The sequence below is a fragment of the Staphylococcus sp. HMSC13A10 genome, assembly GCF_001808005.1.
Lineage (GTDB): Bacteria > Bacillota > Bacilli > Staphylococcales > Staphylococcaceae > Staphylococcus > Staphylococcus pasteuri.
Genome location: NZ_KV791842.1, coordinates 218952 through 219492, shown reverse-complemented (window position 1 = coordinate 219492; position 541 = coordinate 218952). Strand labels below are relative to the sequence as shown.

The window sequence follows — 541 nt, the reverse complement described above, 5'->3', positions numbered from 1 at the left end:
CTGGTAGAGTTTCTCCACCTTTTAAGTCCTCACTAGATGGAATATTGATGACATAGTTGCCGTCTGCATCTGTTGTAGCACTTGCAGTTTTACCATCTGGGAAGGTTACTGTCACTGTTGAATTTGGTTCAGCTTTACCTGTGATTTGTGTGTCGTCACTTGTTACTGGATTAACAGTTGGTGCATCTGGTGCCGTTGTATCTGCCACAGTTGTTGCAGGATCTGATTTATTTCCATCTTTATCTGTAGCTGTAACTGGTAATGTTTCCCCACCTTTTAAGTCTTCACTAGATGGAATGTTAATTGTATAGTTGCCATCGTCATCTGCAGTACCAGTTGCTGTTGTGCCATCTGGGAATGTCACTGTCACTGTTGAACCTGGTTCTGCTTTACCTGTGATTTCAGTATCATCACTTGTTACTGGGTTTATTGATGGTACTGTTGGTGCTGTTGTGTCTGCTACAGTTGTCGTTGCTGGATCTGATTTGTTTCCGGCTTTATCTGTCGCTGTAACTGGTAGAGTTTCTCCACCTTTTAAGTC

The 541-nt window shown here is 42.5% G+C and carries 1 protein-coding gene; it reads right to left on the bottom strand.

What is annotated here, in order from left to right:
• The coding region (locus HMPREF3125_RS03305; RefSeq protein ID WP_256278060.1) for an Ig-like domain-containing protein at positions 1-541 on the bottom strand (541 nt) is incomplete at both ends.